This is a genomic window from Rhizobium sp. Pop5, assembly GCF_024721175.1.
In the GTDB taxonomy this organism is placed as follows: domain Bacteria; phylum Pseudomonadota; class Alphaproteobacteria; order Rhizobiales; family Rhizobiaceae; genus Rhizobium.
Window position 1 is genome coordinate 3,373,875 of record NZ_CP099399.1, and the last position, 26,181, is coordinate 3,400,055.

At 62.3% G+C, this 26,181-nt stretch carries 20 protein-coding genes, 1 tRNA gene and 1 pseudogene; 12 read left to right on the forward strand and 10 right to left on the reverse strand.

The window, feature by feature from the left end; all coding sequences use genetic code 11:
* The first annotated feature begins 28 nt into the window (after positions 1–28).
* The 4 genes from NE852_RS18850 (at position 29) to NE852_RS18865 (ending at position 3,098) form a co-directional block, all read left to right on the forward strand.
* Positions 29–103, forward strand: a tRNA-Val gene (locus NE852_RS18850).
* A 98-nt stretch (positions 104–201) separates the two neighbouring features.
* On the forward strand, positions 202–483 hold the full coding sequence (locus NE852_RS18855) for a hypothetical protein (RefSeq protein ID WP_128623627.1): 282 nt from the start codon (positions 202–204) through the stop codon (positions 481–483).
* 579 nt (positions 484–1,062) lie between these two features.
* Positions 1,063–2,106, forward strand: coding sequence for a porin (locus NE852_RS18860; protein ID WP_008533253.1), 1,044 nt, complete (start codon positions 1,063–1,065; stop codon positions 2,104–2,106).
* A 497-nt stretch (positions 2,107–2,603) separates the two neighbouring features.
* Positions 2,604–3,098, forward strand: coding sequence for a hypothetical protein (locus tag NE852_RS18865; RefSeq protein WP_205621980.1), 495 nt, complete (start codon positions 2,604–2,606; stop codon positions 3,096–3,098).
* 10 nt (positions 3,099–3,108) lie between these two features.
* On the opposite strand, the gene NE852_RS18870 is transcribed toward NE852_RS18865, so the two are convergent.
* The 3 genes from NE852_RS18870 to NE852_RS18875 all read right to left on the reverse strand — a co-directional run bounded on the left by NE852_RS18870 (position 3,109) and on the right by NE852_RS18875 (position 4,431).
* Positions 3,109–3,828: a hypothetical protein gene (locus NE852_RS18870; RefSeq protein ID WP_037174488.1), complete on the reverse strand. Its 720-nt coding sequence runs from the start codon at positions 3,826–3,828 to the stop codon at positions 3,109–3,111.
* A gap of 160 nt (positions 3,829–3,988) precedes the next feature.
* Entirely contained in the window at positions 3,989–4,168 is a 180-nt protein-coding gene (locus NE852_RS32765; protein ID WP_008533257.1) for a hypothetical protein, read from the reverse strand.
* A 44-nt stretch (positions 4,169–4,212) separates the two neighbouring features.
* On the reverse strand, positions 4,213–4,431 hold the full coding sequence (locus NE852_RS18875; protein WP_008533258.1) for a hypothetical protein: 219 nt from the start codon (positions 4,429–4,431) through the stop codon (positions 4,213–4,215).
* 351 nt (positions 4,432–4,782) lie between these two features.
* Here NE852_RS18875 and NE852_RS18880 point away from each other — a divergent pair, with 351 nt between their 5' ends.
* On the forward strand, positions 4,783–5,874 hold the full coding sequence (locus tag NE852_RS18880; protein ID WP_008533259.1) for a DUF475 domain-containing protein: 1,092 nt from the start codon (positions 4,783–4,785) through the stop codon (positions 5,872–5,874).
* Positions 5,875–5,982: 108 nt separating this feature from the next.
* On the opposite strand, the gene NE852_RS18885 is transcribed toward NE852_RS18880, so the two are convergent.
* The 7 genes from NE852_RS18885 to NE852_RS18915 form a co-directional block, all read right to left on the reverse strand.
* Complete coding sequence (locus NE852_RS18885; protein ID WP_258155936.1) at positions 5,983–6,153, reverse strand: hypothetical protein; 171 nt, start codon at positions 6,151–6,153, stop codon at positions 5,983–5,985.
* 151 nt (positions 6,154–6,304) lie between these two features.
* Positions 6,305–7,822: a tripartite tricarboxylate transporter permease gene (locus NE852_RS18890; RefSeq protein ID WP_008533264.1), complete on the reverse strand. Its 1,518-nt coding sequence runs from the start codon at positions 7,820–7,822 to the stop codon at positions 6,305–6,307.
* A gap of 88 nt (positions 7,823–7,910) precedes the next feature.
* Positions 7,911–8,402 (reverse strand): tripartite tricarboxylate transporter TctB family protein, encoded by a 492-nt coding sequence (locus tag NE852_RS18895; protein WP_008533266.1) that lies wholly within the window; start codon positions 8,400–8,402, stop codon positions 7,911–7,913.
* A complete protein-coding gene (locus tag NE852_RS18900; protein ID WP_008533267.1) occupies positions 8,399–9,343 on the reverse strand; it encodes a tripartite tricarboxylate transporter substrate binding protein in 945 nt (314 codons plus the stop codon). Before NE852_RS18900 ends, NE852_RS18895 begins: the two co-directional genes overlap by 4 nt.
* A 276-nt stretch (positions 9,344–9,619) precedes the next feature.
* Positions 9,620–10,666: an ABC transporter substrate-binding protein gene (locus tag NE852_RS18905; RefSeq protein WP_008533268.1), complete on the reverse strand. Its 1,047-nt coding sequence runs from the start codon at positions 10,664–10,666 to the stop codon at positions 9,620–9,622.
* A gap of 96 nt (positions 10,667–10,762) precedes the next feature.
* The gene (locus NE852_RS18910; protein ID WP_008533270.1) at positions 10,763–11,239 is read right to left on the reverse strand and encodes a chemotaxis protein CheW; all 477 of its coding nucleotides are present in this window, start codon (positions 11,237–11,239) and stop codon (positions 10,763–10,765) included.
* Complete coding sequence (locus NE852_RS18915) at positions 11,239–13,194, reverse strand: methyl-accepting chemotaxis protein (RefSeq protein ID WP_008533271.1); 1,956 nt, start codon at positions 13,192–13,194, stop codon at positions 11,239–11,241. Before NE852_RS18915 ends, NE852_RS18910 begins: the two co-directional genes overlap by 1 nt.
* Positions 13,195–13,887: 693 nt before the next feature.
* Between NE852_RS18915 and NE852_RS18920 the strand changes: the two genes are divergently transcribed.
* The 7 genes and pseudogenes from NE852_RS18920 (at position 13,888) to NE852_RS18950 (ending at position 26,026) form a co-directional block, all read left to right on the forward strand.
* Positions 13,888–15,756 (forward strand): adenylate/guanylate cyclase domain-containing protein, encoded by a 1,869-nt coding sequence (locus tag NE852_RS18920; RefSeq protein WP_008533272.1) that lies wholly within the window; start codon positions 13,888–13,890, stop codon positions 15,754–15,756.
* A 91-nt stretch (positions 15,757–15,847) separates the two neighbouring features.
* Positions 15,848–16,524: pseudogene (locus NE852_RS18925) on the forward strand (response regulator).
* A complete protein-coding gene (locus NE852_RS18930; protein WP_008533274.1) occupies positions 16,521–17,903 on the forward strand; it encodes a sensor histidine kinase in 1,383 nt (460 codons plus the stop codon). Before NE852_RS18925 ends, NE852_RS18930 begins: the two are co-directional and overlap by 4 nt.
* Positions 17,904–18,013: 110 nt before the next feature.
* Positions 18,014–21,337 carry a DUF2126 domain-containing protein gene (locus NE852_RS18935; RefSeq protein ID WP_258155937.1) on the forward strand — a complete coding sequence of 1,108 codons (3,324 nt, stop codon included), beginning with the start codon at positions 18,014–18,016 and terminating at the stop codon, positions 21,335–21,337.
* A 38-nt stretch (positions 21,338–21,375) separates the two neighbouring features.
* A complete protein-coding gene (locus tag NE852_RS18940; RefSeq protein WP_008533276.1) occupies positions 21,376–23,793 on the forward strand; it encodes a circularly permuted type 2 ATP-grasp protein in 2,418 nt (805 codons plus the stop codon).
* Between the two features lie 5 nt (positions 23,794–23,798).
* Positions 23,799–24,677 (forward strand): transglutaminase family protein, encoded by an 879-nt coding sequence (locus NE852_RS18945; protein WP_008533277.1) that lies wholly within the window; start codon positions 23,799–23,801, stop codon positions 24,675–24,677.
* A 113-nt stretch (positions 24,678–24,790) separates the two neighbouring features.
* Positions 24,791–26,026, forward strand: coding sequence for a TadE/TadG family type IV pilus assembly protein (locus tag NE852_RS18950; RefSeq protein ID WP_258155938.1), 1,236 nt, complete (start codon positions 24,791–24,793; stop codon positions 26,024–26,026).
* The last annotated feature ends 155 nt before the right edge of the window (positions 26,027–26,181 follow it).

Genomic DNA, 26,181 nt, shown 5'->3' on the forward strand with positions numbered 1-26,181 from the left:
TTTTGTGATCTATGCGCCGCCATCGGATGGGCGTGTAGCTCAGCGGGAGAGCACTACGTTGACATCGTAGGGGTCACAGGTTCAATCCCTGTCACGCCCACCATCCAGATTGCTTGATCTATAAGGCCTTTCGAGAAATCGAGAGGCCTTTTACATTCGGGTTACAGGTTTGATAAACCTGACCGGTAGGAGTTCTTCAGCGTGGCACAGGTCATCAAACGACGTAAAACTCTCGTGGTTTCCAGCGACAAGATTTCGCTGGCAAAAGGCATCAGCCTTCCGCAGGGACGCTACCCCGTCACCGCCGAATATGTCGTGTCCCACATGCGGGGCAGGCCGGTCGAGCAAGCCGGCCGTGTCATGCTCCCCCTGACGCGACAAAACCTCATTGACTTCGGCGTCGACCTGACCGGCAGCACGATGCTGGGTATCGATATCGACGTCAGCGGCAATATTGCGCGCAAGGAAGCCATCCTGGAGTAATCCCCAGGGCGCAAGAGGCTGAGGCCGCCGCCCTTCCCGATCGGGAGCACTCCCGCCTTCAATGGCCATATCCGCCTGCCGCCGAGCCGCGTCAACGCGGGCGTCGGCAACATGATGACGGCAAGTCCCGAGGCAGGCAACTAAAGCATATCGCAATCCTTGATTCGCATGCTCCAGGTCGATCAGCACGCCCCGGCAAACCCTGCGCGCGCGCCCTTTGCCGATCCGCGCAGATTGCAGTTATGACATTTTCGCATATCAACATATGCTCACACGAGCTTAAATTGCATACCTCCGCCCAAATTCAGCCCCTCGTTGGCTTTGCATCCAGAACTGCGATTTTGTGACGGACAGATGACAAATTTGTGACGAAATGCGTGTTATTTCAGCCACATAGCAAGTGCGGCTCAATGTCACAATCGGATATGTCGTTGCAGCGCAGCATCACCTATGTCACTTCCGCAGCGGGGCAGGGACCGAGCTAAAAAGGTGCCGCTTCGATCACACGGGGTGAAGATCCATAGGGACTGCCGATGGCAACGGTCTTCATCCTCTTGCATCTGAACTGGAGGTTATTCCATGAATATCAAGAGCCTTCTTCTCGGCTCCGCTGCTGCTCTCGCAGTAGTATCCGGTGCTCACGCTGCTGACGCTATCGTTGCTGCTGAGCCGGAACCGGTTGAATATGTCCGCGTCTGCGACGCTTACGGCACCGGCTACTTCTACATCCCGGGCACCGAAACCTGCCTCAAGATCAACGGCTACATCCGTTTTCAGGTTGACGTCGGCCCGCACGCCAGCTCGATCGGCGCCGGCGGCGGCGGTTCTGTCGCCAACGACTCGGACTGGGACGCCCGTACGCGCGGCCAGGTTCAGTTCACCGCCAAGAGCGACACCGAATACGGTCCGCTGACCGGCGTTATCGTCATGCAGTTCAATGCTGACAACGCTTCGGCCCAGAAGGCCCAGCTCGACTCCGCTTACCTCGACATTGCCGGCTTCCGCGCTGGTCTGTTCTACAGCTGGTGGGACGACGGCCTCTCCGGCGAAACCGACGATATCGGTTCTCCGGTAACGCTGCATAACTCGATCCGTTATCAGTACGAAACCGACGCCTTCTACGCTGGCATCAGCGTTGACGAGCTGGAAGACAGCCCGGTCTACAACGGCGAAGCCGCCAACAACTGGGGCGTTGCAGTCGGTCTCGGCGGCAAGGCTGGTATCTTCAGCTACCAGATCACCGCCGGTTACGACACCGACAACGAAGAAGGCGCCGTCCGCGCTATGGGTACGGTTGCCGTCGGTCCGGGCACGCTCGGCCTCGCAGCTGTCTACGCTTCCAACCCGAACGCCTACTACAACAAGGCCGAATGGGCGATCGCCGCTGAATACGCCATCAAGGCGACTGACAAGCTGAAGATCACTCCGGCTGTTCAGTACTATGACAACTACGGCATCACCGCTGGCAAGTTCAACGACGACGTCAACGCCTGGAAGGCCGGTGTAACGATCGACTACCAGATCGTCGACAACCTCTCGGCAAAGGTCTCGGTTCAGTACCTCGATGCTGACAACGCTGATGACGTAACCTCGGGCTACTTCCGCCTGCAGCGCGCATTCTGATGAAAAGGCTGCCGGCCGCTGCATGATTCCTTAAATCGGAATCGATTTAAGCGGAAAATTATGCAGCAATTCAAAGTGCTACAGCGCCCTTTACGCGTCTGACAAGACGCGCGGGCGCTGTAGACCGCCAGCGATGACCAATTCCTGATCTGACTGACCTCCGATCGGGAAAGGATGGGTCTGGACTTCCCTGCCTGGGCCCATTCCCTTGACCAGACGTGCATACGAGACGGCAGGTGCCCCAGAAGCGCCTGCCGTTATCGTGCATTCGGTTCGTTGTGAATATCAGGCCGCCTTTACCATCGCGAGACCTTGCAACCGGCGGGCTTGACTGGACTTTTCGTTCATCTGCGGCCCACTGCCAAGCTCGCTCGGTCACCGGCGGATTCTTCGCACTGCAGGAATCATGGAACCAAATTCGGACACAGAACCATGCCATGGCGAACCGAAGGCGAGCCAGCGATTCGTCTCGCCAGGACATGGGGTTTGAGATCGAAATGAAGTTATCCGCGCTTGCTGCCGCCACAATTTTTTCTGCCGCCCTCGCCTTGCCGGCCGCCGCCGCCCCGGCGCCCGCCCCCGAGACGTTTCCCGGCGCGCCCGGCGTCATTACGCTTTCCGGCAAATGCGCCAAGCTTGTCGTCGCAAAGTTCGACGCCACCAAGGGCTGCAAGAACGAGCTTGCCAGTGTCACGCTGGCGAACGGCACGGTGACCTTCATCTTCACTTCGGACGGTAAGGCGCTCGGCTTTCAGGGAGACGGCGCCGGCATCAAGCCCGCCTCCAACGGCAATGCCCGCCTGCCGCTGAGCCTCGTCACCACGGGTGTCGGCAACAAGATGACCGGCCAGGTCAAGGTCGCCGGCTTCTGCACCTTCGGCAATCCCTATGCCGGCAAGCCGTTCGCGATCGAATGCACCGCCGAAAGCAAGGATTCTTCCTTCACAGGCAGCTTCCGCACCGGCGGCCAGTTGGTGAAGAAAGACAAGTAGCCCAGCCTCCTCAGGCGGCGCACCAGGCGCCGCCGGCAGCACCCGGCTTACGGGCCAGGCCCTCGTTGATCAGTTGCGTGCCGAAGGAGCGCCCGTCGCGCGAAACGACACGCGGCGCGCCGGAGGGATCGGCCTTGCCCGCCGCATTCATGGTGAAAGGTCCGGCGTTCAGAAGCGCGAGCAGACGCGCCTTGCCGGCAAAGGCGACCCTGCGCTCGTCATCGCAGCGCGCCCGGTCGACGATCGGGCTCGCCATGTCGGCGATCACGATCTTTTCGCCCTTGTACCAGAAGACGCCGCCGTCTCCGACGCAGTTGATATGGGCGCCCTGGCCGCAATAGCCGAAGGCCGCTGTCCCCGTCTCCGGGGTAGCGGGAGAGGAAGGAGACGGTGTCGCCTTGACCGGCTGGGCAGTCAGCGTGGGAATGGCTGCGGGCGGCAGCGGCCCGGCCGCCGCCGGTGCGGGCTTCGGCGCCGGAGACGCGAGCGCCACCTGCTTCGGCGGCGCGTCTTTCCGCAAAGCAGGCTTCTCCTCCGCCATTTCCCGTATCAATGCCGCCGGTTGCCGGCCAAGCATCGGCTTGATGCTCTTCCAATGGTCGTAGGCCGCAATGCCGGCGATCGCGGCAACGCCGATCACCGTCCACGGCAACAGCCCACTGCCGCTGCGCGTCCTGCTCTTTCCTCTCGCCGGCGCCTTGCGGCGGCTTCGTGTCGCTGTCTTGGCCATCTGTCCGATTCCCGTGAGGCCGGGATTATCGCCGCTCAATCCTTTCCGAAAGGTTGGCGTGACCCATCATCTTTGAAGGCGCATCGATCGGAATGAACTTCAATCAAAAAACAAACGCCCGGCATCATACCGGGCGTCTGCATGTTAATTTGGCCGTTGCTCATTCGGGGCGCGCGGCCGAAGCTTCGCTTTTCCCAATCGATGCCGGGCGACTGCCGGACGCAGCAGACGGCTTTGGACGTTTGCCGATATCGATATGCTCGTCCGCCGCCTCACGGACGGACTGCCATTCATTCTCGTGCCTGATGTAGATATCGCGGGGCACAAAATTCACAGTCATATGTTTCTCATCCTATTTCAAATCCGGCGGCTTGCGAAAATCCGTTATTTCTTGCCCTTGATGTCGGGACCACCCTTGGAAAGATCCGCACCGCTGACATGGGCAGGCACATGAATGTCGTGGATGACGCCAGGCGTCAGAGTCAGGTCGACATGATGCGGCGGCAGCACCTGGGCCTTCTGCATACGGTTCGGCCTTGCCCGCTTCATGCGGTCGGACGCTTCCGTGCGTTTGTCGGGAACATGGGTCGAGGTGTGCATCATCGGCCTCCTTTTTTAAGCTCAACCAAAGCGTAACGGGCGGGCTGTCGGATGGTTCCCAAAAAATCGCCAATTTCCATGTGACGGTCGGCCTTGACTGGCCCGGGAAGTTGATTACCTAGGACCCATCCCGCCGCCTTCCAGACATCGGCTGCGGGGAACATTGGTGCCGGGCCCCTCTGGCGAGAGTTTTTACGGCGCTCTCGTGATGTCGGTACCGCCTGCAGCTTAGCCGGCGGATTTTTCATCGATGAAAAAGCTCACCATGCCTTGTCAGCATGCCCGTTGTGGCATGCCGCGTTTCTCCACTGTCCCTACCCTCTACAACCAGCTTTGCGGTCGCGAGGTGCGGCCATGAATCAGCTTGCACCGCATAAATCCTCGCTCGGCTATTTCCGCTGGGCCTTCGTCGTCACGGCCGTCGGGCTCATTCTCGGCGCCGTGCTCGGTTGGCAGACGACCGGCACGATCGGCGGCATGGCGACGGTCTTCTTCATCTGCACCGTGCTTGCGGTGCTGGAAATCTCGCTCTCCTTCGACAATGCCATCGTCAACGCCAACAAGCTGAAGGAGATGACGCCGGTCTGGCAGAAACGCTTCCTCACCTGGGGCATCGTCATCGCGGTCTTTGGTATGCGTATCGTCTTCCCGCTGGCGATCGTCGCCATCGCAGCGCGGATCGGCCCCTGGGACGCTCTGGTGCTGGCCGCCCGCGAGCCCGATGAATATGCCCGCATCATGAACGACGCGCATCTGCCAATCGCAGCCTTCGGCGGCACCTTCCTGATGATGGTCGGCCTCAGCTATTTCTTCGATCATAAGAAGGAGATCCATTGGCTTCCGGGCCTGGAAAAGGTGATGGCGCGCTCCGCCACCATCAAGGGCGTCGAGATCGCCTTCGTGCTGGCGCTGATGCTCGTCTTCTCCTGGCTGATCGGCGGCGAGGAAGCCACTGTCTTCGTCCATTGCGCCATCTACGGCCTGCTTACCTTCCTCGCGGTCGAGGTCGTCGGCGGGCTGCTCGATGCCTCGCAGCAGACGATGAGCGCTGCCGCCAAGGGCGGTCTCGGCGCCTTCATCTATCTGGAGGTGCTGGATGCCAGCTTCTCCTTCGACGGCGTCATCGGCGCCTTTGCGCTGACGCAGAACCTCTTCGTCATCGCGATCGGCCTCGGCATCGGCGCCATGTATGTGCGCTCGATGACGATCATGCTGGTGGAGAAGGGAACGCTTGCCGAATATCGCTACCTCGAACACGGCGCCTTCTACGCCATCCTGATCCTCTCGGTGATCATGTATGCCCAGACCCTGGTGCATATCCCCGAGGTGATCACCGGTCTCGGCGGCGCGGCCCTGATCGGCCTGTCGTTCTGGTCGTCCATCCGCCACAACAAGCGCGAGCAGGCGGAAGATCACCCCGGCCAACGGGAAGAGCTTCACGCCTGACGATCACGATGCCGCAGCGCCGGGCGTTGCGGCATCTCCAATCGGATAAAAATAAAGCCCGCGACCATCCGGTTGCGGGCTGTTTCATTCATGCATGAAGTGCAGATCTTAGCGGATGACCTGGCCGAAGGAGACCGGGTCGATGCCGAGTTCCCTGAGGTCACGAGCGCGCGGACGGCGGCCTGCTTCGACGGCGGCGCTGACGGCATTTGCGGCGCCGAGCGCAGCGAATGCGCGGCCAAGGAAACCGGTATGGATGGCATTGCGGATAGCGGACATTGTCTTTTTCTCTTGCTCTGTGATTGACCTCTCATAGATGGAAACGCGCATAGGTCGCGACAACGCACGTAACATCACCCCAGCCATGCAAAAAGAAGAGGCCGGCCCATGTCTCCATGGCCGGCCCTGAGGGAGGGGTAGGTTGGTCTTTTTAGTCTTCGTTTGCCGCCAGCTGGGACAGCACCTGGCCCCGGCCGCGGATGCGCAGGATCAACGGGATGAGGAAGGCGGCCGCCGCCACGATGAACAGGCCTGCCGCGATCGGCGACATCACCAGCGTCGTGATGTCGCCCTGGCTGATCGCCAACGCCCGGCGCAGCTGCTGTTCGGCGAGCGGCCCAAGGATCAGGCCGACCACAACGGGCGCAATCGGGTAGCCGAAGAGCCGCATCACATAGCCGAGCAGGCCGAAGGCGAGCAGCATGCCGAGCTCGAACACCGACGGATTGGCGCCGATCGTGCCGAGCGTCGCAAACAGCAGGATGCCGGCATAGAGCCACGGCTTCGGAATCGTCAGCAGCCGCACCCAGAGCCCGATCATCGGCAGGTTCAGGACGAGCAGCATCGCATTGGCGATGAGCAGGCTGGCGATCAGGCCCCAGACGAGCTGCGGATTGGTGGCAAACAGCAGCGGTCCCGGCTGCAGCCCGTATTGCTGGAAGCCGGCAAGCATGATCGCCGCCGTTGCCGTCGTCGGCAGGCCGAGCGTCAGAAGCGGCACCAGGGTACCGGCGGCCGAAGCATTGTTGGCCGCTTCAGGGCCTGCCACACCTTCGATCGCGCCGTGGCCGAACTCTTCCGGGTTCTTCGCCAGCCGCTTTTCGGTCGAATAGGACAGGAAGGTGCCGATTTCAGCGCCGCCCGCCGGCATCGCGCCGATCGGGAAACCGATCAGCGTTCCGCGCAGCCAGGGCTTCCACGAACGCGACCAGTCCTCGGCATTCATCCAGAGCGAACCCTTGACCGCCTCGACCTTTTCCGCGATCCGGTTGCCCTGCGCAGCGATGTAAAGCGTTTCGCCGATCGCAAACATCGCCACGGCAAGCGTCGTCACCTCGATGCCGTCGAGCAGGTCGGGGATGCCGAAGGAAAGCCGCGCCTGCCCCGTCTGCTGGTCGATGCCGACCATGGCGAGCGCGAAGCCGATAAACAGCGAGGTCAGGCCCCTGAGCGCCGAATCGCCGAAGGCCGACGACACGGTGACGAAGGCGAGCACCATCAGCGCGAAATATTCTCGCGGCCCGAAGACCAGCGCCAGCTTGACGATATAGGGCGCGATGAAGGCGAGCCCGAGTGTGGCGATCAGGCCAGCGACGAAGGAGCCGATCGCCGCCGTCGCGAGTGCCGGTCCGCCGCGCCCGGCGCGCGCCATCTTGTTGCCTTCGAGCGCCGTGACGATCGAGGCGCTTTCACCCGGCGTATTGAGGAGGATCGAGGTCGTCGAGCCGCCATACATGCCGCCGTAATAGATGCCGGCGAACATGATCAGCGAGCCGCCCGGATCGAGCTTGTATGTGGCGGGCAACAGCAGCGCCACGGTGAGCGCCGGGCCGATGCCGGGCAGCACGCCGACGGCGGTGCCGAGTGTCACGCCGACCAGCGCGTAAACCAGGTTCATCGGCTGCATCGCAACCAGGATACCCTGCCATAGGAATTCGAATGTGCTCATCTTGGTGTCCCAGGCGGCATTCCCGGCCCTGCATTTCGCAATCGGGCGCCGCGAAAAATCAAAAGAGCTGACAGCGCATCCGGCGCGGTCAGAAGAACAGGTGTTCGAGCGGGCCGGCCGGCAGCGTCAGCTGCAGGAGCTGCGAGAAGATCGTCCAGACGACGAAACTCAAGGCGATGCCGAAGGGCAGCGAGATCCAGAGCTTGCGTTTGCCGAAGCCGCGTGCCGTCAGCGCAAACAGCACGCCTGTTGCAATCGAGAATCCGGCAACGCGCAGAAGCAGCATCTGCCCGGCAAGACCCGCGACGATCCAGATGACCGGCGACACTTCCTGCGTCTCGCGTTCCGGAAACTCGCCACGCCAGGCTTCGGCGACGGTCCAGACACCAAGACAGAAGAGGCCGAACGCCACCACCTCGGGCACCGTTGACGGGCCGATGCGGTCATATTGCGCGATCGTTTTCAGGTGCGATGCATCCCAGGCCATCATGCCCGCGATGGCGAAGAGGAAAATGGCAATGATGAACGCCGCCCAATCAGGGCGGCGCTCGCTTGCCGAGGAGATCTTGTCCTCGCTCATTGAACAAGTCCGATCTCTTTGAGAATGCCTTCGGTGGCGGCGACGTCCTTTTCGAGCTGCGCCTTGAAGGCGTCACCGGAAAGATAGGTGTCTGCCCAGCCCTTGGTCTTCAGGGTTTCCTGCCATGTGGCGGAGCTGTGCAGCTTCTCGAAATCGGCGGTGACGGCTGCGACCTGGTCTGCCGACAGGCCGGGGGCAGCGGCGACCATGCGCCAGTTCTGGATGCTGACGTCGGTGCCGGCTTCCTTCAGCGTCGGGGCGTCGACGCCGTCGATGCGCTTGTCGCTGGAGACGGCGAGAAGACGGAGCATGCCTGACTTCACCTGCGATTCGAACTCGCTGTAGCTCGAAACACCCGCCGTGACCTGGTTGCCGAGAATGGCCGCGAGCGCTTCACCGCCGCCGGAGAAGGCAACATAGTTGATCTTGGTCGGATCGACGCCGGAAGCCTTGGCGATCAGGCCGACGGTGATGTGGTCGGTGCCGCCGGCTGAACCGCCGCCCCAGGAAACAGAACCCGGATCCTTCTTCAGTGCCGCAACCAGGTCAGCCATGGTCTTGATGTCGGACGAGGCGGGAACGACGACCGCTTCATATTCGCCGGTCAGGCGGGCGATCGGTGTGACGTTCTTCAGCGTCACTGGCGACTTGTTGGTGAGGATCGCGCCGACCATGACGTAACCGCCGACGATCAGCGAGTTCGGATTGCCGGCAGCCTGGCTGCTGAACTGCGCAAGGCCGATGGTGCCTCCGGCGCCCGGAACGTTCTGGACCTGTACGTTGCCGGCGATCTTCTCCTGCTGCAAAACGGTCTGCAGCGAACGGGCCGTCTGATCCCAGCCGCCGCCGGGAGCGGCAGGCGCGATGATGGTGTAGTCAGCCGCATAGGCCGGCAGCGCGATGACGGCTGCGAAAATGGTTGCGATGAACGTGTGCTTCACGATGTCCTCCGTGGGCGGCTGAGCGGCCGCCTGTTGTTCTCCAGGAATCGGGAAGGATGGCCGGCCAGCGGACACGGTTGTCCTGAGTGACGAGCGGAATTCCTCCCAAGGCTTCAGCTCTCCGCCTCCACGGAGAAGAAGTAGCCAAAGCCACCACAACAACCTGTCATTCAGCTGACATCGGCGAGATAATCAGACGGAAAGGACACTTTTTTGCCGCAATTGGCGGACGCCGGTCTGAATACGGTACTCCGCCGCCTTTGAAGCTGACGCGTTTCACTGCGCCCGCAGAACCTCGTTCCAATGCGCGATCAGCCGCGCCCGCTTCACCTGGTCGAGATAGACCATCAGCCCGGGGCTGACCGGCACCGGCCGAAGCTGGGCGCCGAGCAGTTCCTGTAGCGTGTTGGCAGTATTTTCCCCCGCCACCTCGGGGCTGACGGCCGGGATCTGCAGCTCGCGCGCCATGATCGTCTGCCCCTCCTTCGACATGAAGAAGGCGAGATAGCGACGCCCGAGTTCGGGCTCGGCGGCCGCCTGCGGCACCAAGCCGATCCGCGACATCACCACCGTATAATCCTTCGGCAGCACGATGCCGACATTGGGGTGGCGTGAAGCCCAGTCGGCCGCATAGGAGCCAAGAATATTGTAGCCGAGCACGAAGCGCCCATCGGCGACGCGCTCAAGGATCGCCGAACTCGTCGAATAAAGCTTGACGCCGGCAGCCCCCATCGCCCCGATCACCGACCAGATATCGCCGAACTGTTCCTGGTCGCGCGCCATGAAGAGAAAGCCGACGCCGGAGCGCTCGATATCGTAAGTGCTGATCCGGCCATACACCGCATTGCCCTTGCGCTTCAGATAGTCGACGAATTCCGCCCGTGAGCTCGGCACCTTTTCGTGCGCAAAACTCGGCTTGTGATAGACGAAGACCGCCGGCTCAAAGGTCAGGGCATAGGCGGTGTTGCGCCAGTTCGCCCATTTCGGCCATGACGAACTCATCGGCAGATTGCTGACCTGCGCATAACCGTCGTTGGAAAGCTTCACCTGCAGGTCCATCGCCGAAGAGAAGGCGAAATCCGCCGTCTTCTCACCGGCATCCGTCTCCCGGACGATCCGGTCGTAGATGTCGCCGGTCAGCATGTCCTCGTATTTGACCGCGACGTCGGGATTGGCCTCCTGGAAGCCCCGGATCATCGGCTGCGCCAGCGGCTCGTCGAGGGAGGAGTAAACGGTCAGCACCGCGGCATCGGCATTGCCCGATTTCGCCGGATAAAAGGCCTGATCGGCCAGGACGCAGCCCGGCCAAAGCGCCAGCAGCAAAATGAAAACTCTCCTCATGCCGCAACAATGCCCGAGCGGGCAAAGAGGAGCAAGGGCGACGGCCGAAGACGGCCGCCGCCTGTTTCATGGAACCCGTTATGCGGCCGATGCGTATTCGATGGCCGCAAACATATGGTCGAGATTGAGAAAGCAGACCATTCCTTGGTCGAAAGGAATGATCCCGTAAGAGAACGCCGGGTCGTAACCGATGCCGAAATCCGGCACCGGCTGAATTCGATCCCCGCCGATCGACAGGATGTCGGACACGCGGTCAACCACGAGCCCGATGATGCTGTTTCTCACCTCGGCCACGACGATGGCGCTGCGATTGGCATCGATCGCGCTGCGCACGCCGAGTTTCGCGGCAAGGTCGATCACCGGTATGACCGTGCCGCGCAAATTCATCACGCCAAGGACGTGCGCCGGCGCGTGGGGCAGCGGCGTCGCCGCTGCCCATCCCCTGATTTCCCGGATCGAGGTGGTCTTGATGCAGAACTGCTGGTCGCCGAGATGGAAGGCAATGATTTCCAGTGCTGCATCCGAAAGCTTCTCGTATTGTGCGACGTCAGCCATCAGAATTCGTCCCATTCAGCGGCGACAGCCGTGGCAGTTGCCGCTCTGCCACCAAAGGCGCCGGCGAGTTTCTGGCCGAGCGCACGGGCGGGAGAGGACACCGGCTTGTTGCCGGCCGCGGCGGCGCGAGCCGGTTGGCGAACCACGGAAGACCCCGTCCCGACGCCGTCGAGCTTGAACTGACCGATGAGGTTGCGAAGCTTGACGGCTTCCTGCGCCAGGGTGCTGGATGCGGCGGTCGACTGTTCCACCATCGCGGCATTCTGCTGCGTCGTCTGGTCCATGGCATTCACGGCGGTATTGACCTCCGCAAGCCCGGTCGATTGCTCCTTGGCCGAGACCGCGATCGATTCCATATGGCCATTGATCTCGATGATGAAGCCGCCGATCGTCTTCAACGCCTCGCCGGTATCGCGCACCAACTTCACGCCGCTTTCGACCTCGGCGGAGGAGTTGTGAATCAGGCCCTTGATCTCCTTGGCGGCCTGAGCCGAACGCTGGGCAAGTTCACGCACCTCTTGCGCGACGACGGCGAAGCCCTTGCCGGCATCGCCGGCGCGCGCCGCTTCCACGCCCGCATTGAGCGCCAGAAGGTTGGTTTGGAAGGCGATTTCATCGATGACGCCAATGATATTGGAAATCTGCTGGGAGGAATCCTCGATCTTCGTCATCGCCTCTTCGGCGTGGCTGACGACCGCTGCCGACTGGACTGCCGATTGGTTCGCGCGGCTGGCGACGATACGTGCTTCCTCGGTACGCTTGGTGGAATTGGAAACGTTGGCGGTGATCTGATCGAGCGCCGCTGCGGTTTCCTCCAGCGAGGCAGCCTGCTGCTCGGTGCGCCGCGAGAGATCCTGGGCGCCCGAAGAAATTTCGCGGGTTCCGTTATCCATGCCCGAGACGGATTCGGAGATTTCCGCAAGCGTGGTTGCCAACTGGCGGATGGACTGGTTGAAGTCGTTGCGCAGAGGCTCGAAATTCGGTGCGAAGGCATCGTCCAGTTGGAAGGCCAGATCACCTGCCGCCAGCCGCTTCAGGCCTGTGGCAAGATTGCTGGTGACAAAGGCGACCTGCCCTGCCTCGGTTTCCTTGACGCGGTTGATTTCTTCCTGCTCCCTCGCCTGGCGCTCGCGGTTGGCATCGGCATCCGCCTCGAGTTTGCGATTGGTCACGGCTGCCTGGCGGAAAACTTCGACGGCGCCGGCGATTGCGCCGATCTCGTCCCGGCGGTCGGAGCCGCTTACGGTGATGGAAGTATCGCCCTCGGCGAGCCTGCGCATGACAGCTGTCATGCCGGCGAGCGGACGGATCATGGCTCTGTTCACGACGAACAGCATGAGGAGGCCGAAAACGATCATGGCGACCGAGCCGGTTATGATCGCATAACGCGCCGTCACGGCTGCATCTGCCGCCTCGGCCGAGCGCGTCTTCAGGAGAGCCTGCTCGATGCCGGCGATTTCACCTGCTTTGGCGCGGATCTGATCCATCCATTTCTTGCCGACGCCGGAGACCTCAAGATCGCGCGCCTGCTGCACGGTCTCCTTGGCCGCCATCAGCTTCGTTTCCTGGACAACGACATCCTTCGTCCAGCCGTCGACCAGGGAAGCCAGCTCGTCGAGCCGCGCCTGCTGGGCCGGATTATCCGCTGTAAGGCTGCGCACCTTCTGCATGTTGTCGGCGTAGGACTTGGCTCCGGCCTTCTGCGGCGCAAGGAAATTTTCGTCTGCCGACAGGAGGTAGCCACGCATGCCGGTTTCCTGGTCGACCATGGCCGCGACGATGTTGTTCAGGGTTCCAAGCACCGTATAGGTATGTTCGGTCCAGCCCGCGGCCTTCTCCTGGGTCGCCAGTGAGCTGTAGCTCAAGACGTTGATAATGGTGCTGAGGGCGAGCAGCAGCGAAAAGACGAGCGCCATTTTGCCCAGGATTCTGATATTATTGAAAAAAGTAAACATGATCGTTCCGCTTCACTTCGGCGAATGAAAGATGTCAGGGTGGAGAAAGCCATATCGAGTCATTCGAGCGGCGTAGGGGCTTGAAACTCCAGCCAATTCGCGCCCCCTGGAACGATTACGTGTCGGCAATGGCTAACAAGATTCTACTTTTGAGCAGCCACGTAAAATCTGCTGCGCGATTTGGCTACCGGTTGTAAAAAGTGGATAGTTCTTCGATGAAATTTTCACGGAATAGCATCATGGAATCTCTTTCCCGCAATTTTACCGGTCATTTCGACGGCGCATATTGAGGCCGGGGACGTGAAACCTCACCGAATCACCGTCTTGCTGATCCCGGAGGCCTAGCCAGCCTCCTGGCAATCGCCAGGGACCACTTCATGCAGCCGCCGGTGCGGCGGTTTGATCATGATTTTCCCCGGTCTGATTGGGCATCGACGTCCGGTTTTTGCCCGACTTGCAAAGTATTGGGATGGAGCGAAAACATTCCTTTTGCTGGTCGAGGGCCGGTTCTCGCCATAAAGGATTATGGTTTGGCGCCGTCCTTAGCCCGTTTAGAGTATTGATGAAGATTGGCGACGTTATAGGGTGCGCTGCTGCGTCAAACGACCGCCCGGATGTCTATTCGGGGGAAGGCTCTACGCGACAAAACTCTGAAAAAACTAGGTTAACCTGGGAAGATCCATGGGAGGGGTCATGGAACGACGACTGAGCGCTATTCTCGCTGCGGATGTCGTCGGCTACAGCCGACTGATGGGCATCGATGAGTCAGGCACGCTGCAGGCGCTGAACCGCCATCGCTGCGAGCTGGTCGACATCAGGATTTCGGACTACAAGGGCAGGATCGTCAAACTCACCGGCGACGGCATCCTTGCCGAGTTCCAGAGCGTGGTGAATGCGGTCGCCTGCGCCGCCGAAATCCAGCGCAGCATGTCGGCCCGCAACGAGAACGTCCCCAAGGACGAACGCGTCGAATTTCGCATCGGCATCAATCTCGGCGACGTCGTCGTCGAGAACGGCGACATATTCGGCGACGGCGTCAATCTTGCCGCGAGGCTGGAGCGCATCGCTGCGCCAGGCGGCATCGCAGTCTCCGCCTCGGTGCGCGACCAGGTCGGCTCACGCCTCAATCTCGGCTTCGAATCCATCGGCGAGCACACGCTGAAGAACATCAGGCAGCCGGTTCAGGTCTATACCGTCACTTTCGCGCCGCCGCCCTCCACCCGGCTAGTCGCGCAGAACCGCAACACATGCTTCATCGCCGTTCTGCCCTTCACCAATATGAGCGGTGACGCCGATCAGGACTATTTTTCCGACGGCATCACCGAAGACATCATCACCGATCTCTCCAAGATCTCCAGCCTGCATGTCGTGCCGCGCAACACCATCTTCACCTACAAGGGCACATCGGTGAAGGTGAAGCCGCTCGCCCAGGAGCTCGGCGTGCGCTACGTGCTCGAGGGAAGTGTGCGCATCTTCGGCAAGCGCGTCCGTATTTCCGGCCAATTGATCGACACCGCCAATGGCGACCACCTCTGGGCCGAGCGTTACGACCGCGACCTGACCGACATCTTCGCGATCCAGGACGAGATCACCCACGCGATCGTCGGTCAGTTGAAGGTACGCCTGCTGCCGGAAGAAAAGCAGGCGATCGCCAACGAGCCGACGGCCAATGTCGAGGCGTATACCTATTATCTCAGGGGCCGCCAGCTCTCCCACACCTGGACGAAATCATACCTGCAGCTTGCAAGGCGCATGTTCTGCAAGGCGGTCGAGCTCGATCCGGATTATGCCCGCGCCTATGCCGGTATTGCTGATTGCGACGCGGCGATCCGCGATTGGGCTCCCGACGACGTGCCCCTGAGGCGCATCCTCGACATGAGCGCCCGTGCCCTGGAGCTCGATCCCGATCTTCCCGAAGCCCACGCCTCCCGGGGGCTGGCCCTGCATCAGAGCGGCGATGATGAGCGGGCGGCCGCCGCCTTCGAACGCGCCTTGGCGCTCGATCCGAACCTCTACGAGGCGAATTTCCACTATGCTCGCTTCTTTTTCATGCGCGGCAATTTCGCCGAGGCCGTTCAGTATTTCACCCGCGCCGCCGATATCCGGCCTGACGATTACGTCTCGCCGATCCATCTGATGGCCGCCTACCGCTCGCTCGGCCGCCTCGTGGATACGGAAAACTGGGCGCGCCTCGGCCTGCAGCGGGCCGAACGCGCGCTCAATCTCAACCCGGAAAATTCCGGCCCTGCCCATCGCGGCGCGCTGGCCTTTGCCCATATCGGCGACATCAAGAGGGCACGCGACTGGGCCGCACGCGCCATCGCCATCGATCCCGACGACATCGTCGCCCAGTACAATCTCGCCTGCGTCTATTCCGTGCTTGGCGATGTCGACCAAGCGATCGACCTCCTGGAGAAGCTGCTGCCGAACAGTTCCGTCTATCATATCAAATGGTTCAACAATGACTCCGATCTCGACAACATCCGCCACGACCCTCGCTTCCGCAAGCTGCTTGCCGCGGCGTTGACGCAACGCGAGCGGATCGAAAGGACTGCGAGCTAGAACCTTTCCCGATCGGGCACCAATCTTCAAAATCGCTGTGACATCGCCGCGTCACCTCTGTAATCTCCCTTGAAAAACAGGGGGAACGTCCGTGCGCATCCTGCTCACCGAAGACAACATCGCGCTGGCCGACGGCCTGTCGGCGATCTTGCGCGGCACGGGCCATGCCGTCGATGTCGTCCATGACGGGGCGTCGGCCAACGCCGTCATCGCGGCAGAGAATTTCGATCTTGTCATTCTTGACCTCAACCTGCCCGAGATGGATGGGCTCGACGTGCTGCGCGCCATGCGCGCCCGGCAGAACCAGGCGGCCGTCCTCATCCTGACGGCGCGCGGCACGCCGGAAGAGCGGGTGAAAGGTCTCGATCTCGGCGCCGACGACTATCTGATCAAACCTTTCGACATCGCCGAATTCGAAGCCCGCGTGCGCGTGCTGCTGCGCCGCCAGGCGGGCCTGCGTTCGGCGACCGTCGGCTTCGGCGGCATTTCCTTCGACCTCACGTCACGCACCTTTTCATCTGGCGCGACACCCTCGACATTCCCGCCCGCGAGCTCGGCCTGCTCGAAATCCTCTTCATGCGGGCCGGCAAGGTCGTCGCCAAGGAAGCGATCATGCAGTCACTGACGGCCTTCGACGACGACATTTCCGCAAATGCCATCGAGCAATATGTCAGCCGTCTGAGGAAACGCCTCTCCCCGCATGGGCTCACGGTCAAGACCGCCCGCGGCATCGGCTATTATCTCGACAAGCTGCCAGAGGCCTCATGACATCAGCCTATTCGCTCAGGCGCCGCCTGCTCTTCTGGCTGCTGGTATCGACGGCCGTCATCGGAACGCTGGCGCTCGCCGATACCTATCGCGAGGCCGTCCAGACGTCGAATATCGTATCCGACCGCGTGCTCGCCGGCTCGGCACTGGCGATCGCCGAGCGAGTCGTCGTCGCCGAGGATGGAACGCTGCAGGTCGATATCCCCTATGTCGCGCTTGAAATGCTGACCTCGGCCGCGCAGGATCGCGTCTTCTACCGGGTCGATGGCCCGCCGGGCCAGTTCATCACCGGCTACCAGTCCCTGCCGGTCCTCAAGAAAGCGCCGAGCGAGGCCGCCGCCTTCGCCGACGACAGCTTCCGCGGCGAGCCGATCCGTGTGGCGACGCTCGAACGCTCCGCCTCGACCGGTATCCGCTCCGTACCCTTCGTCGTCACCGTCGCCGAGACCACCATCGCCCGCCGGCAATTGGCCCAAGCAATCCTCGTCCGCTCGGCGCTACGCCTCGCTTTCATGATCCTGGGCGCGGCCGTCATCGTCTGGATCTCCGTCACCGTGGCGCTTCGTCCCCTCTACAAGCTTGGTGACGCCATCGGCGAGCGCAGTCCCGACGACCTGCATCCGATCGAGGAGACCGTGCCGAGCGAAGTCGAGCCGCTGGTCGGAACGGTCAACTCCTTCATGGTCCGCCTGCAATCGGCGCTCGATGCCTTACGACACTTCACCGGCAATGCCAGCCATCAGCTGCGCACGCCGCTCGCGATCATCCGCACCCAGCTCGCCCTTTCCGCCCGCGCCGGATCGCTTGACGAGGCCCAGGCGGCGGCGCTGAAGGGCGATCAGGCCGTTGCGCATGCCGAGCGCATCCTTGCCCAGCTTCTCCTGATGGCGAAGATCGACGCCGCCACTGCCAAGGAGGCGCTGACCGCCTCCGCCATCGATCTTGCAGCCATCGCCCAGGAAATCACCGGCGAGCAGATCCCGACGGCCGCGGTCGCCGGCATCGATCTCGGCTTCGAGGGCGAGAGCCCGGCGATGATCCGCGCCGAGCCGCTGCTGATCGGCGAAATGCTGCGCAATCTCGCCGGCAATGCCATCGCCTATGCCGGCAAGGGAGCCGAAGTTACCGTCCGCATCATCGCCGCTTCTGAGACGATCCGCCTCGAAGTCGAGGATAATGGCCCCGGCATTCCCAGTGAGAAACTGGAGGCCGTACGCGGGCGTTTTTCGCGCGGCAATGATTCCGGCGCGCCAGGCGCCGGCCTCGGCCTGCCGATCGTCGAAGAAATCGCCAATCTTTTCAACGCCGCCCTGACACTGGAGCCGGGCGCGGGCGGCAGGGGGCTGAAGGCGGCGGTCACCTTTGCCAAGGCGGCGTAAAAGCCGGCGGGTCTTCAGCCTTCTGCCCTTGCTTTCTCTCGCTGCATTGCACACACTGAATTCGGGAACAGCAAGCCGCACAACGATGCGCGCCGGACAAAAAGAGAAATATGTCGATCAAAGCCAGCATCTATCATCTGACGCATTACACCTATGACAAACCGGTCCGCCTCGGCCCTCAGATCATCCGGTTGAAACCGGCCTCGCATTCGAAGACACGGGTGCTCAGCCACTCGCTGAAGGTCACACCCTCCAATCACTTCGTCAACCTGCAGCAGGATCCCTACGGGAACTATCTTGCCCGGTACGTCTTCCCGGACCCGGTGACGGAATTCAAGATCGAGGTCGACCTCGTTGCCGACATGACGGTCTACAATCCCTTCGACTTCTTCGTCGAAGAGGAGGCGACCAAATGGCCCTTCGACTATCCTGAAACGATCCGCGAGGACCTGTCGATATACATGACGCCGGAGCCGGCCGGCCCGCGCCTGAAGGCGCTGCTTCCGACGCTCGACTGGTCGCCTGGTCAGCCGACGGTCGACATGATCGTCGGTTTGAATGCCCGCCTGCAGCGGCAGATCGGTTATGTCATCCGCATGGAAGCCGGCGTCCAGACGCCCGAGGAGACGCTGGAAAGCGCCAAGGGTTCCTGCCGCGACACCAGCTGGCTGCTTGTCCAGATCCTGCGCCATCTCGGCCTTGCTGCCCGCTTCGTCTCCGGCTACCTCATCCAGCTGACGCCGGATCTGAAAGCGCTCGACGGCCCCTCCGGCACCGAAGTCGATTTCACCGACCTGCATGCCTGGGCCGAGGTCTATCTGCCCGGCGCCGGCTGGGTCGGCCTCGATCCCACTTCCGGTCTCCTGACCGGCGAAAGCCACATCCCGCTTGCATCAACGCCGCATTACCGCAACGCCGCCCCGATCTCCGGCGGTTATTTCGGCGAGGCCGAAACCGAATTCGCCTTCGACATGAAGGTCTCGCGCGTCGCCGAACATCCGCGCATCACCAAGCCCTTCTCCGATGAAAGCTGGAACGAGCTCAACGAACTGGGCGAGAAGGTCGACCGAATCCTCGAGGCCGAGGATGTACGCCTCACCATGGGCGGCGAGCCGACCTTCGTTTCGATCGACGATTTCCAGTCGGCCGAATGGAACACCGAGGCCGTCGGCCCGACCAAGCGAGAAAAGGCGGACGCGCTCATCCGCCGGCTTCGCGCCCGTTTCGCGCCGGATGGATTCCTGCATTACGGCCAGGGCAAATGGTATCCGGGCGAAAGCCTGCCGCGCTGGACCTTCTCGCTCTACTGGCGCAAGGACGGCCTGCCGATCTGGTCCGACGACGATCTCGTCGCCACCGAGGGCCGAGACTATAAGGCCACGGAGGACGATGCCGGCCGGCTGCTGACGGCGATTGCCGGCGAGCTCGACCTGGCGCCGGACTACGTGGTTCCCGCCTTCGAGGACCCCGCCGAATGGCTGGTCAAGGAAGCAAGCCTGCCCGAGAATGTCGATCCCGCCAATTCAAAGCTCAAGGATGCCGAGGAACGCAGCCGTATCGCCCGCGTCTTCGACCGCGGGCTGACGCGCCCGACCGGCTACGTCCTGCCCGTCCAGGCCTGGAATGCACGCGCCAGCGGCCGCAGCTGGGTGAGCGAGAAATGGTCGACCCGGCGCGGCCGCATCTTCCTCATGCCGGGCGACAGCCCTGTCGGCTACCGCCTGCCGCTCAATTCGCTCGCCTATATCCCACCCTCGCAATATCCCTATATCAACCCTCTCGATCCTTTCGTGCAGCGCCCCGAGCTGCCGGATTTCGGGCAGGATGGCGGGCGCCCCCTGCAGGCCGCGCACTTCCAGCCCTTTACCGGCCAGCAGCGGGTGACGCCGCAATCGTCCAGCGAGATCGGCGGCCACGTCCGCACGGCGCTCTCCGTCGAGCCGCGCGACGGCCGCCTCTGCCTCTTCATGCCGCCGACGGAAACGTTGGAGGATTATCTCGACCTCATCGCCTCGACCGAGCGCGCCGCGGCAGCCCTCGGCCTTGCCGTTCATATCGAAGGTTATCCGCCGCCGCAGGACGAACGCCTCAACGTCATCCGCGTGGCACCCGACCCCGGCGTCATCGAGGTCAATATCCATCCATCCTCGACGTGGAAGGAAACGGTCGACATCACCACCGCCATCTATGAGGAGGCCCGTCAGAGCCGCCTCGGCGCCGACAAGTTCATGATCGACGGCCGTCATACCGGCACCGGCGGCGGCAACCACGTCGTCGTCGGCGGCAGCAATCCGAACAACAGCCCCTTCCTGCGCCGCCCCGACCTCTTGAAGAGCCTCGTGCTGCACTGGCAGCGCCATCCCTCGCTCTCCTACCTCTTCTCCGGCCTGTTCATCGGCCCGACCAGCCAGGCGCCGCGCATCGACGAGGCCCGCCACGACAGTCTCTACGAGCTGGAGATCGCCATGGCGCAGATCCCGGCGCCCGGCGGCGGCCTCCAGCCCCTGCCCTGGCTCGTCGACCGCCTGTTTCGCAACCTGCTGATCGACGTGACCGGCAACACCCACCGCGCCGAAATCTGCATCGACAAGCTCTTCTCCCCCGATGGTCCGACCGGTCGTCTTGGCCTCGTGGAGTTCCGCGGTTTCGAAATGCCGCCGAACGCCCGCATGTCGCTGGCGCAGCAATTGCTGGTGCGCGCGCTGATCGCCCGCTTCTGGACGAATCCGGCCGAAGGCAAGTTCGTGCGTTGGGGAACCTCGCTGCACGACCGCTTCATGCTGCCGCATTATGTCTGGGCCGACTTCCTCGACGTGCTGGCGGACCTGCGCGAAAACGGTTTCGATTTGAGCTCCGAATGGTTCAAGGCACAGCTCGAATTCCGTTTCCCCTTCTGCGGCGAAGTCGAATATGAAGGCTCGAAGTTGGAGCTTCGCCAGGCGCTGGAACCCTGGCATGTGATGGGCGAGCAGGGCGCAGTCGGCGGTACGGTGCGTTATGTCGACTCTTCCGTCGAGCGCCTGCAGGTTCGTCTCGAAACCAGTAACGCCTCGCGCTACACCGTCACCTGCAACGGCCGCACCCTGCCGCTGACACCGACCGGCGCCTCGGGCGTCGCCGTCGCCGGCGTGCGTTTCAAGGCCTGGCAGCCGGCCTCCGGCCTGCATCCGGTGCTTCCGATCAACACGCCTTTGACTTTTGACATTTATGATACATGGTCGAAGCGTTCGATTGGCGGCTGCATCTATCATGTTGCCCATCCGGGCGGCCGGACCTATGACACCTTCCCGGTCAACGGCAACGAGGCGGAAGCAAGGCGGCTCGCGCGGTTTGAGCCGTGGGGACATACGGCGGGCGGTTACATCCCGCGCGCCGAGGCGGGTTCGCCGGAATTCCCGCTGACGTTGGATCTGAGGCGGCCCGCCGGAATTTGAGGCCGGGGCTAAGGCCGAGGGTTGAGGTTGGGTTTTTGATGGGTAAGAGACCGGCAGTGGAGCGCAAAGAGGAGGCAGAAGGCAGCATCGGCAAGGATGCGGCCTTCGACTATGCGCCGCTTCCCGGCTCGGCTGACGAAATGGTCGACAATAAGGGCGCGATCCGTCCCGTCTGGCAGCGGTTCCTCTCGCATCTGACCACGATGCCGGAAAAAGACCTTGCCGAGCGTTTCGCTCGCGCCGACCGTTATCTCAGAGATGCCGGCGTCTTCTATCGTGCCTATGGCAGCAAGGGCACCGGCGAACGCGCCTGGCCGATCTCGCATATCCCGGTGCTGATCGACGAACGCGAATGGCAGGCGCTGTCGGCGGGTCTTGTCCAGCGCGCCGACCTCCTGGAAGCGATCATCGCCGATATTTACGGCGAGAACCGGCTGGTGCAGGAAGGCCTCCTGCCGCCGGCGCTGATCGCCGCCAACCCCGAATTTCAGCGCCCGCTTGCGGGCATCCGGCCGGCATCCGGCCACTATCTGCACTTTTGCGCCTTCGAGATCGGCCGCGGCCCCGATGGCAACTGGTGGGTGCTGGCCGACCGGACGCAGGCGCCATCCGGGGCCGGTTTCGCGCTGGAAAACCGCGTCGCAACGACGAGAGCCTTCTCGGATGTCTATGCCGAAACCCCGGTCCACCGCCTTGCCTCCTTCTTCGGCGCCTTCCGCGACGCGCTGCAGGGCATGAAGCATTCGGGCGACGATCGCATCGCCGTGTTGACGCCAGGTCCTGCCAACGAGACCTACTACGAGCACGCCTACATTGCCCGCTATCTCGGCTTCATGCTGCTCGAGGGCGAGGATTTGGCCGTCGTCAAGGGCCGCATCATGGTGCGCACGGTCGCCGGCCTGAAACCGATCGGCGTGCTCTGGCGCCGTCTCGATTCGGCCTTCGCCGATCCGCTGGAACTGAACCAGAATTCGCATATCGGCACACCAGGCCTCGTCGAAGCGCTACGCGCCGAAAGCGTCACCATCGTCAATGCGCTCGGCACCGGTATCCTCGAAACCCGGGCGCTCCTGGCCTTCATGCCGACCATCTGCCGGCATCTTCTGGGCAAGGATCTGCAGTTGCCGTCGATCGCCACCTGGTGGTGCGGCCAGCAGGAAGAGCGCGACCATGTCGCCGAAAATATCGAGAAGATGGTGATCGGCCCGGCCTATTCGCGAGCCCCCTTCTTCGACGACAACGGCGAATCCGTGCTCGGCTCGTCGCTGCGCGCGACCGCCAAGGATTCCATCACCGATTGGCTGAGTTCCGACGGCCCGAAACTTGTGGGACAGGAGGTCGTGACGCTCTCGACGACGCCGGCCTGGGTGGACGGCAAGCTCGTGCCGCGGCCGATGTCGCTGCGCGTATTCGCTGCCCGCACGGCCAATGGCTGGCAGATCATGCCCGGCGGTTTCGCCCGTATCGGTTCCGGCGCCGATGTCGCGGCAATCGCCATGCAATCGGGTGGAGCGGCAGCCGACGTTTGGATCGTCAGCGACAAGCCGGTCGAGCGCCACACCCTGCTTCCGGCCGAAGGCAGCTTCACCCGCAACATGCCGGGCAGCCTGCCGAGCCGGGCGGCTGACAATCTGTTCTGGCTCGGCCGCTACATCGAGCGCGCCGAAGGGGCGTTGCGCATCCTGCGTGCCTGGCATGCGCGTTTTGCCGAAGCCGCCGATCCGAGCCAGCCGCTGCTCGCCGACGTCTCCGCCTATCTCGCGGCCGTCGATATCGATACCGCCGAACCTGTGCCGGAAACGCTGCTGCGCAACATCGACAGCGCGGTTTATTCGGCCAGCAACATCCGAGACCGTTTCTCACCGGACGGCTGGCTGGCGCTCAACGATCTCGCAAAGACCGCCCGCCGCTTCCGCGTTACCGTCTCTGCTGGCGACGACGCCAGCCATGCGATGACGATCCTCCTGCGCAAGCTCGCCGGCTTCGCCGGCCTCGTCCATGAGAACATGTACCGCTTTACCGGCTGGCGCTTCCTTTCGCTCGGCCGCTATATCGAACGCGGCCTGCATATGACCCGCCTGCTCGGTCACATGTCCGGCCCGGAAGCGCCCGACGGCGCGCTCGACATGCTGCTCGAGATCGGCGACAGCGTCATGACCCACCGCCGCCGCTACAACGTCAACACGGCGCGGCTGACCGTCACCGACCTGCTGGCGCTCGACCCCTTGAACCCGCGCTCGGTCCTGTTCCAGGTGAACGAGATCCACCATGAGGTCGAGCAGCTGCCGAACGCCCTGATCAACGGTCAGATGTCCCCCTTCTACCGCGAGGCGATGCGGCTTCATTCCGGCCTGGCTGTGATGACGCCGGAGGGCATGGGGGTCGAGGTCTACCAGCGGCTCGAACGCGAATTGGAGCAGCTTTCCGATCTGCTCGCCCAGACCTATCTCGGGTAACGGCGATGCTCTACGATCTCACTCTCCGCATGGGTTACAGCTACGATGTGCCGGCCTCCGGCGCCCGCCACATCATGCGTCTGATGCCGCTGTCGCTGACCAATCGCCAGCGCCTGGTCGCTGGCTCGATCACCATCTCGCCGACGCCGGACGAACAGTCGCATTTCGTCGATTTCTTCGATCACCCCGCCACCTCGTTCATGCTGCGCGCGCCGCACGAGACGCTCGACATCCGTATGCAGGCCCGCGTGCAGGTCGAAAGCCAGCCGATCGCCGCCGATTTCTCGCCGCTCCTTGCCGACCTGCCGGAGGAATTATCCGGCATCTGGTCACTGGCGCCGGATTCGCCCCATCATTTCCTCGGCGACAGCCCGCGCCTGACGCTAGCGCGCGAAATCTCCGATTATGCGCGAAGCTGCGCCACTCCTCAGCTGACGGTAATGCAGATCGCCCATGCGCTCTGTGCCCGCGTCAACAAGGACTTCACCTACGACCCCGATGCGACGACCGTCGACACGACGCCGCTCGAAGCTTTCAAGCTGAAGCGCGGCGTCTGCCAGGATTTCACCCATATCATGATCCTGGCGCTTCGAAGCCTCGGCATTCCGGCGGGCTACGTCTCCGGTTTCCTGCGCACCATCCCGCCGCCCGGCAAGGAGCGGCTGGAAGGGGCGGACGCCATGCACGCCTGGGTACGGGTCTGGTGCGGCGAAACGATCGGCTGGATCGAGCTCGACCCGACCAACAACATCCCCGCCGGCACGGACCACATCGTCGTCGCCTACGGCCGGGACTATTCCGACGTCGTTCCCGTCATTGGCGTCTTGAAAAGCTATGGCGGCCAGCGTGCGGTCCAGGCGGTCGACGTGATCCCGCTGAAATAATCCCAAAACTGGAAAAATCCGCCGATTCGTTAAAATTGTATTGACGTCGTAAGGACGATGGAAAGGAGGGCGTGCGTAAATCACCTCACAGGGTTTCCAGTTAGGTGAACATGATGAGCACCTCCTTTTCGCATCCCTGCCTGCGTCGCATGTTTAGCGATCGCGGCGGTAACTTCGGCATTATGACCGCGATCCTGATGCCCGTTCTTCTTGGCGCTGCCGGTATGGCGATCCAGGTGGGCGATATCTTGCTCTCGAAACAACAGTTGCAGGAAGCAGCCGATTCGGCTGCTCTGGCAACCGCTACCGCGCTCGCGAACGGCACGATCCAGACCTCGCAAGCCGAGACCTTCGCGCGGAATTTCGTCGCCGGGCAGATGGCGAATTACCTGCAGAGCGGGGTCGACATCACGAGCGGCACCGCCGTCAATGTCCAGACGACGACATCGGGCAAATCGACATCCTACCAGGTAACGGTTTCGCCGAGTTATGATCTCGCGGTCAATCCGCTCATGCAAGCGGTCGGGTTCGGCACCCAGCATCTTTCGACCTCGGGCACGACGACCAGCGGCCATTCGCAGAGCCAGGGCTCGATCTCCATGTTCCTCGCACTCGACAAGTCAGGGTCGATGGGCGATGCCACCGCAACCGTCAACGCGGATGATCCGACGGAGTCCTTCACCTATGACTGCAACCCCCACCTCAACAAGAAGGGCACCAAAATAATCTACGACACCTGCACCGGCAGTCGTGCGCACTATTACACCAAAATAGAGGCGCTGAAGATCGCGGCCGGCAATCTCTTCGGCCAGCTCAACAGCGCCGATCCCAATGCGGAATACGTGCGCACCGGCGCGGTATCCTACGATATCATTCAATACTCACCCAGCAGTCTCGCTTGGGGAACGGCCGGCGTCACGAGTTACGTTAACGCGCTGCAGGCAAGTGGAGGCACGAATTCAAGCGGTGCTATGAGCACCGCCTACACGTCTCTGACGGCCAAGAATGCCGCCGGGAACGACGCCGAGGACTCCGCCCACAAGCTGAAGACCGGACAGGTGCCCAAGAAATACATCGTCTTCATGACCGACGGCGACAATAACGACGACAGCAACTACGGCCGTTCATATGACACCTTGACCAAGGCGACATGCGACACCGCCAAATCAAAGGGTATCGAAATCTACACGATCGCTTTTATGGCGCCCGAGGGCGGACAGGCGCTGCTGCATTATTGCGCCTCCGATGACGCCCATTATTTCCAGGCGGAAAAGATGGAAGACCTGCTTGCCGCGTTCAAGGCGATCGGGGCAAAGGCCTCTGCCCAGGTGACGCGCCTGACGAACTGATAAGTATCGGCTAAAGGCCGAACGAAAAGCCGCGCCGGAACAAACCGGCGCGGCTTTTCGTTATCGCATCCCACGCATCAGATCGGGAAAAGCGATTGAAATCAACCTCTTTGAACGACGTGAATATGAAGGTTTCGCAAATTTTTCGTTTGTCC

Coding starts and splice junctions, on each gene's coding strand:
- NE852_RS18860 (WP_008533253.1), top strand. CDS start 1,063: ATGAATATCAAGAGCCTTCTTCTCGGCTCCGCTGCTGCTCTCGCAGTA.
- NE852_RS18865 (WP_205621980.1), top strand. CDS start 2,604: ATGAAGTTATCCGCGCTTGCTGCCGCCACAATTTTTTCTGCCGCCCTC.
- NE852_RS18870 (WP_037174488.1), bottom strand. CDS start 3,828: ATGGCCAAGACAGCGACACGAAGCCGCCGCAAGGCGCCGGCGAGAGGA.
- NE852_RS32765 (WP_008533257.1), bottom strand. CDS start 4,168: ATGACTGTGAATTTTGTGCCCCGCGATATCTACATCAGGCACGAGAAT.
- NE852_RS18875 (WP_008533258.1), bottom strand. CDS start 4,431: ATGATGCACACCTCGACCCATGTTCCCGACAAACGCACGGAAGCGTCC.
- NE852_RS18880 (WP_008533259.1), top strand. CDS start 4,783: ATGAATCAGCTTGCACCGCATAAATCCTCGCTCGGCTATTTCCGCTGG.
- NE852_RS18885 (WP_258155936.1), bottom strand. CDS start 6,153: ATGTCCGCTATCCGCAATGCCATCCATACCGGTTTCCTTGGCCGCGCA.
- NE852_RS18890 (WP_008533264.1), bottom strand. CDS start 7,822: ATGAGCACATTCGAATTCCTATGGCAGGGTATCCTGGTTGCGATGCAG.
- NE852_RS18895 (WP_008533266.1), bottom strand. CDS start 8,402: ATGAGCGAGGACAAGATCTCCTCGGCAAGCGAGCGCCGCCCTGATTGG.
- NE852_RS18910 (WP_008533270.1), bottom strand. CDS start 11,239: ATGGCTGACGTCGCACAATACGAGAAGCTTTCGGATGCAGCACTGGAA.
- NE852_RS18915 (WP_008533271.1), bottom strand. CDS start 13,194: ATGTTTACTTTTTTCAATAATATCAGAATCCTGGGCAAAATGGCGCTC.
- NE852_RS18920 (WP_008533272.1), top strand. CDS start 13,888: ATGGAACGACGACTGAGCGCTATTCTCGCTGCGGATGTCGTCGGCTAC.
- NE852_RS18930 (WP_008533274.1), top strand. CDS start 16,521: ATGACATCAGCCTATTCGCTCAGGCGCCGCCTGCTCTTCTGGCTGCTG.
- NE852_RS18935 (WP_258155937.1), top strand. CDS start 18,014: ATGTCGATCAAAGCCAGCATCTATCATCTGACGCATTACACCTATGAC.
- NE852_RS18940 (WP_008533276.1), top strand. CDS start 21,376: ATGGGTAAGAGACCGGCAGTGGAGCGCAAAGAGGAGGCAGAAGGCAGC.
- NE852_RS18945 (WP_008533277.1), top strand. CDS start 23,799: ATGCTCTACGATCTCACTCTCCGCATGGGTTACAGCTACGATGTGCCG.
- NE852_RS18950 (WP_258155938.1), top strand. CDS start 24,791: ATGAGCACCTCCTTTTCGCATCCCTGCCTGCGTCGCATGTTTAGCGAT.